A 6,804-nucleotide genomic window follows, 5' to 3' on the forward strand; every position below is an offset into this window, starting at 1 on the left:
CGGTGGTCAGGCCGGCGGCGCGATCGGTGGTCAGGTTGGCGGCGCGGTTGGTGCCGGTGGTCAGGTCGGCGGCGCCGTGGGTGCCGGTGGTCAGGTTGGCGGTGCGGTTGCTGCCGGTAGTCAGGTCGGCGGCGCAATTGGCGCCGGTGGCCAAGCTGGCGGCGCCCTGGGCGGCGGTCTTGGCGGCGGGATTAACGCCGGTGGCCAAATCGGTGGTGCTGTCGGAGCCCAGGCCGGGGTGGCAGCAGCTGGCCAGGCCGGCGCTGCCGCAGGCGCGCAAGCGGGTCTTGCCGGCCAGGCGGGTCTTGCTGGCCAGGCGGGTCTTGCCGGCCAGGCGGGCCTTGCGGGTCAAGCCGGGATGGCTGGTCAGGCGGGTCTCGTCGGCCAGGCGGGTGTTGCGGGCCAAGCAGGTCTTGCCAGTCAGGCAGCCCTGGGCGGACACGCCGCGGCAGCAGGCTCAATCGCTGGCAGTAACGCCGCGCTCGGTGCCGGTGCGGGCAGCCAGGCCGGACTGATCGCGAGTGAGGGCGCGGCGCTCAACGGCGCTGCTACGCCGCACGTCGCGGGTCCCATGGGCGGTTTTGGCGTCGGCGGCCAGGCCGGTGCCGCAGGTGGCGCCGGCCTGGGTATCGGTGGCGGTGGAAGCAGCCCGCTGGTGGGCCACCCTGCCCCTGAGCCGCTCGGAGCCTCCGGTGTGGCCGGGGCCGGTGCCGGAGCTCAGGCGGGGCCCGGTGGGGTTGCGGCAGCCGGAGCGGGCGGTGGCACCGTGGCCACTGGACCTGGCACCGCGGCTACCGGACCGGGCGGCGTGGCCACCGGACCCGGTGCACACACCGGCGCCGGCGGACACGGCGACATCCTGGGTCAGGAAGGCACGACGCTCGGCGGCGGCGTCGGCGCCGGTGGCGCGGGCGGCGTCGGGCCCGGCGGTGCCGGCGGTGGCGTAGGTGCAGGCGGTGGCGCGGGTGCCGGCGGTGGCGTCACCCCGGGCGACCACAGCCCGACCTTCCCGTCCGGACAGGGCCCAGTCATCACCGGCGGCGGCGCTGGCGCCGGCGGCACGACGCCTCCTGCTGATGGTGGCCACGGTCCCGTCATCCAAACGCCCGGTGGACCGGTCGTCCCAGGGGGCCACGGCGGTGCGAACCCGCCCGTGATCACTCCGCACACCCCGTCACCGCAGGTGGAGACACCGGCTCCGACCCAACCGGCTCCTGCGGACCACGGACCGGTGTTCACTCCGCAGCAGCACCAGCCGGTCGAACAGCCGCAACCGACCCACCACGAGCCTCAGAGCCCGTCGGTCTTCGGTCACGACCCTGCGCCGCACACGCCGCCGGCGCACACCGAACCGCCGGGCTCCCATGGGGCGGCCGACCACCACGGGTTCTGATAACCCGGACCCGACCAAAAACCGGCGGGGACCTTGATGGTCCCCGCCGGTTTGTCCGCATAACGTGATCTGACAGGCAGCGATCGCAGAAAGTGGGGCAGCACGGTGACTCAATCCGATGACCCGCGTCGGGTCAGCGTGATCGTCGAGCTGATCGATCACACGATCGCCATCGCTGAACTGTATGACCGCGGTGATCTGGTGCAGCGGCTGCGCCGGGCCCGCGAGCGGATCACCGATCCCCACATCCGTGTCGTGATCGCCGGACAGCTCAAGCAGGGCAAGAGTCAACTGCTCAACTCGCTGCTCAACCTGCCCGTCGCCCGGGTTGGCGACGACGAGGCCACCGTGGTGATCACGATCGTCAGCTACAGCGCCCAGCCGTCGGCGCGGCTGGTCGTGGCGGCGGGACCCGACGGCCAAACAGCGAATGTCGACATTCCGGTGGAGGACATCAACGTCGACCTGCGTCGGGCGCCCCAGGCCGGCGGACGCCATGTGCTGCGGGTGGAGATCGGCGCGCCGAGTCCGCTGCTGCAAGGCGGTCTGGTGTTCATCGACACCCCCGGCGTGGGCGGCCACGGCCAGCCGCACCTGTCGGCGACGCTCGGATTGCTGCCTGACGCCGACGCGATGTTGATGGTCAGCGACGCCAGCCAGGAGTTCACCGAGCCCGAGATGTGGTTTCTGCGCAAGGCGCATCAGATCTGCCCGATCGGCGTGATCGTGGCCACGAAGACCGATCTGTATCCGCACTGGCGTCAGATCGTGAACACCAACGCCAATCACCTGCAGCGCGCCCGCGTGCCGATGCCGATCATCCCCGTCTCGTCGTTGCTGCGCAGCCACGCCGTGAGCCTCAACGACAAAGAACTCAACGACGAGTCCAACTTTCCCGCGATCATCAAGTTCTTGAGCGAGAAGGTGCTCACCCGCGAGAACGACCGGGTACGCGACGAGGTGTTGCATGAGATCCGCTCGGCTGCCGAACAATTGACCATGAAGGCCGGATCTGAGCTGGCCGCGGTCAACGACCCCAAGCTGCGTGAACGACTGACCAGCGATCTGCAGCGGCGAAAGCGGGAAGCCGAGAACGCCCTGCAGGCGACCGCCCTGTGGCAGCAGGTGCTCAACGACGGATTCACCGACGTGAGCAATGACGTGGACCACGACCTTCGGGCACGCTTTCGCGCCGTCACCGACGACATCGAAAAACAGATCGACTCATGCGATCCCACCCTGCACTGGGCAGAAATCGGGGCCGACGCCGAGGATGCGATCGCCACGGCCGTCGGGGACAACTTCGTCTGGGCCTACCAGCGCTCGGCCGCCCTGGCCGACGAGGTCGCCCGTTCCTTCGCCGACGCCGGCCTGGATTCGGTGATGTCGCCGGAGCTGACGTCGCGCCTGATGGCCACCGACCTCGATCAGCTCCGGGCGCTGGCCGAGCTGGAATCAAAGCCGCAGGGCAAGGGCCAGAAAGCGCTGTCCGGTTTGCGCGGCTCCTACGGCGGTGTGGTGATGATCGGCATGCTGTCCTCGGTGGCCGGGCTGGGGCTGTTCAACCCGGTGTCGGTCGGTGCGGGCTTGCTGCTCGGCCGGATGGCCTACAAAGAGGAGAAGCAGAGCCGGCTGCTTCGGGCGCGTGCCGAGGCCAAGGCCAACGTACGACGTTTCGTCGACGAGGTGTCCTTCGTGGTCGGTAAGGAGTCCCGGGACCGGCTCAAGACGATTCATCGCAGGCTGCGGGACCATTATCGCGACATCGCCAACGAGCTCAGCCGCTCGCTCAACGAATCGTTGCAGGCCACCGTGGCCGCTGCCCATCTGGAAGACGTGGAGCGCGACAGCAGGGTCCGCGAACTCGAGCGTCAGCTGGACATCCTGCGCCAGGTCGTCGAAAACTTGGACAAGCTGCGGCCACAGGCGACCATAGGACGAGCGTGAGCACAAGCGATCGGGTCCGCGCCATCCTGAACGGAACCATCCAGGCTTATCGGGGCGAACCGGCCTACCGTCAGCGGCCCGACGTGTTCTATGAACTGGAACGCATCGGCGCGCGGCTCAACGAGCCCATTCGCATCGCGCTGGCGGGCACGCTCAAGGCGGGCAAGTCCACCCTGGTAAATGCCCTGGTCGGCGACGACATCGCACCGACGGACGCAACCGAGGCGACCAGGATCGTGACCTGGTTCCGGCACGGCCCGACACCGAAGGTCACCGCGATCCACCAGGGCGGCCGACGCAGCAACGTGCCGATCACCCACCGCGACGGACTGAGTTTCGACTTGCGTAGCCTCGACCCCGCGCAGGTGGCCCACCTGGACGTGGAGTGGCCCGCCGAGGAGTTGGTGCAGGCCACGATCATCGATACCCCGGGTACATCGTCGTTGACCCGCGATGCCTCTGAGCGCACCCTACGATTGCTGGTCCCGGCCGACGGGGTGCCTCGGGTGGACGCCGTCGTGTTCCTGTTGCGCACCCTGAACGCGGCTGATGTGGCGCTACTCAAGCAGATCGGCGGCCTGGTGGGTGGTTCGGCCGGGGCGCTGGGCATCATCGGTGTCGCTTCGCGGGCCGACGAGATCGGCGCCGGCCGCATCGATGCGATGTTGTCTGCCAACGACGTCGCCAGACGATTCACCAGCGAGATGAACCAGACGGGCATCTGTCAGGCGGTGGTTCCGGTGTCGGGCCTGCTTGCGATGACCGCGCGCACCCTGCGTCAGGGAGAATTCGTCGCGCTGAAGAAGCTCGCCGGCGCCGACGCCACCGAGCTCAACAGGGCACTACTGAGCGTGGACCGCTTCGTGCGGCCGGACAGCACGCTGCCCGTCGATGCGGTTACCCGCGCCCAACTGCTGGAGCGATTCGGGATGTTCGGCATCCGGATCTCGATTGCGGTCCTGGCCGCCGGTGTCGCCGACGCGTCGGGACTGGCCGCCGAGTTGCTGGAGCGCAGCGGTTTGGTGGCATTGCGCAACGTCATCGATCAACAGTTCGCTCAGCGCTCCGACATGCTCAAGGCGCACACGGCGTTGGTGTCGCTGCGCCGGTTCGTCGAAGCGAATCCGGTGCTGGCCACGCCGTACGTCATCGCCGACATCGACCCCCTGCTGGCCGATACCCACGCCTTCGAGGAACTTCGCCTACTGAGTCAGTTGTCTTCGCGGACAACGACTTTGAAGGAAAGTGATGTTGTGTTGCTGCGCCGCCTGATCGGGGGCTCGGGTACCGGCCCGGCCAGCAGACTGGGCCTGGACCCGGAGCTGTGCAGGGCCAACCCGCAAGAGGTGTCCCGGGCGGCGTTCGCCGCGGCGCAACATTGGCGCCGCCGCGCCGAGCATCCGCTCAACGACCCGTTCACCACCAGGGCGTGCCGTGCGGCAGTGCGCAGCGCCGAAGCAATGCTGGCCGAGTTTCCCGCTCGCCGGCCTTAACCCGCGGGTGCGGGTGCCACAGTAGTGGGGGTGACGGGCGCCGCTGTGGTGGTCGGCGGTGCCGCTGTGGTCGTGGGCGGTGCCTGTGTGGTGGTCGGCTGGGTGCTGGTGCTCGGCTGAGTCGTGGTCGGCTGGGTGGTGGTAGTGGTCGGCGGGGTGGTCGTGGTGGTCGTCGTCGATGTGGTCGTGGTCGTCGACGTCGTGGTGGTGGTGGTTGGCGGGGTGGTCGTGGTCGTTGTCTGTTGCGTGGTCACAGTGACCGGCGGCGGGGTGACCACCGTCTCGGTGGGACTGTTATCCGGGCCGGTCACCACGGTGGTGATGGGTGGTGGCTGCGACGTGGTCACGACCGGTTTGGCGTTGGTCGGGCGCAGGGTGAGAGCCAGCACCACGGCGAGGATGACGGCTGCGGCGGCTCCGGCGAGGCTCAACAGGATGGCCGGGCGCCGGTACCACGGCGGGACCTCCTCCGGTTCGGCGGCGTAGCGGTCCTGCTGGGGTTCGGGTAATGCGGCACTCGGTGGCGGCTCGACCGGACCGGTGTAGTCGGCGGGTCCGGTGTAGGGAACCGGTTCCATGCCGGTCCCGCTGTCCTCAGACCACGCCAGTGCCCGATCAGTGGTCTGACGGGCCTCCTCGGGAAACGCCTCGGTGTCCACCGGCGCCGTCGGGGATGCCAGCGTCTCGGGGCCGACGGCGGCGCCCATGATGCTGGTGGGCAGGCCCACGGCAGGGCCGATGCCGGTGGCCGCGTCCGCCGCGGACAACTGCACGTCGCCAAGCGTCGCCGCACCGATCGCGGCGGCGAACAGCGGTTGGGCTGTGGTGATTATCGGCACCCGCAGACGTTCTGAGAACCGGGTGGTGATCAGTGGGACGGCGGCGCCACCGCCGACCACCGCCACTGCGGCCAGTTGACCAATTCCGTTGCGCTGCAACATTTCTCCGAATGCACCGAGGAAGCGGTCCAAGGGCTGCGAGATGAGTTGCTCAAACTCGCTGCGGGTCAGCCGCAGGTCGCCGCCGACAGTTCCCGTCGCGACGGTCGCCACCGTAGTCGCGGAAAGTTGTTCCTTTGCGGCGCGGCAGCCGCCGAGCATTCGCGTCACGGAGCCCATCGATGTGGCGGTGCCGGATACGTCGCCGGTGTCGACGCCGGGGGAGACGGCGAGCAGATGACTCAGGATCAGCTGATCGATGTCGTCACCAGAGAACTCGCTGTGGCGGACCGTGCTGCCGATCTGCCGGAAATCCGATCCGGCGTCGGCCAGCGTGACACTGGTACCGCCGGCACCGAAGTCGCACAGTGCCACGACGCCGTGTCGCGGGAAGCCGGGCCGGGCACGAACCGCGGTCAGTGCGGCCGTCGCATCGGAGATCAGCGTCGGCGTCCCGCCGTGCCTGGTCAGGTCAGGCTGGGCAAAGAGCTCTTGACGCAGCGCGGCGACCTGATTGTCCGACCAGTACGCGGGGACGGCGACAGTGATAGGGCGGCCGTAACCAACGGTGCGCGCCATCGCTTCCAGGGCTTCGATGGTCAGCGCCTGCCCCAGGTACTTCGTTCCGTCGGCCGCCACCAGCGGGGCCGGGTCACCGACCCGTTCCACGAACCCGCGCAGCACCAGGCCGGGCTCGGTCAGATTGGGATTTTCCTCGGGCAGCCCCACCTCGGATTGACGGTTTTCGAACAACGTCACGACCGGTGTACGCGAGATCGGGACGGAGCCTGAGCGGGCCGCCACCAGGTTGGCCACCCCGATCGACAACCCGAGCGACTCGCTCATATCCACACCCTTCGTCGTCCTTTGGTTCGCTGCGTTCGGGGGCCGTTCCCCACCCTAGCCGTCGCGGAAAGGGCGGGATCGAGTCACAGGCCCGGCGGCAGATTGATGACGGTGGGTATCGCCGGCAACGTGATCTGCGACGGCAGTCTGGGTATCGCACCGGGCGCAGGCGAGTTTGCGGGCGTGG

The 6,804-nt window shown here is 68.8% G+C and carries 5 protein-coding genes; 3 read left to right on the forward strand and 2 right to left on the reverse strand.

Annotated features, from left to right (window positions below):
* On the reverse strand, nucleotides 1-352 hold a 352-nt coding region (locus AC5Y7D_RS30515), incomplete at its 3' end, for a hypothetical protein (protein WP_499929865.1).
* Nucleotides 353-358: 6 nt separating this feature from the next.
* Between AC5Y7D_RS30515 and AC5Y7D_RS30520 the strand changes: the two genes are divergently transcribed.
* The 3 genes from AC5Y7D_RS30520 to iniC all read left to right on the forward strand — a co-directional run bounded on the left by AC5Y7D_RS30520 (nucleotide 359) and on the right by iniC (nucleotide 4,833).
* Nucleotides 359-1,393, forward strand: a complete 1,035-nt coding sequence (locus AC5Y7D_RS30520; protein WP_499929867.1) for a hypothetical protein — start codon at nucleotides 359-361, stop codon at nucleotides 1,391-1,393.
* A 105-nt stretch (nucleotides 1,394-1,498) separates the two neighbouring features.
* A complete protein-coding gene (locus AC5Y7D_RS30525) occupies nucleotides 1,499-3,340 on the forward strand; it encodes a dynamin family protein (RefSeq protein WP_499929869.1) in 1,842 nt (613 codons plus the stop codon).
* Nucleotides 3,337-4,833: an isoniazid-induced dynamin-like GTPase IniC gene (gene iniC / locus AC5Y7D_RS30530; RefSeq protein WP_499929871.1), complete on the forward strand. Its 1,497-nt coding sequence runs from the start codon at nucleotides 3,337-3,339 to the stop codon at nucleotides 4,831-4,833. The genes AC5Y7D_RS30525 and iniC overlap by 4 nt, the downstream gene beginning before the upstream one ends.
* On the opposite strand, the gene AC5Y7D_RS30535 is transcribed toward iniC, so the two are convergent.
* Nucleotides 4,830-6,617, reverse strand: a complete 1,788-nt coding sequence (locus tag AC5Y7D_RS30535; RefSeq protein ID WP_499929873.1) for an Hsp70 family protein — start codon at nucleotides 6,615-6,617, stop codon at nucleotides 4,830-4,832. The genes iniC and AC5Y7D_RS30535 overlap by 4 nt on opposite strands.
* Between the last annotated feature and the right edge of the window lie 187 nt (nucleotides 6,618-6,804).

This window comes from Mycobacterium sp. NGS49 (assembly GCF_059812565.1).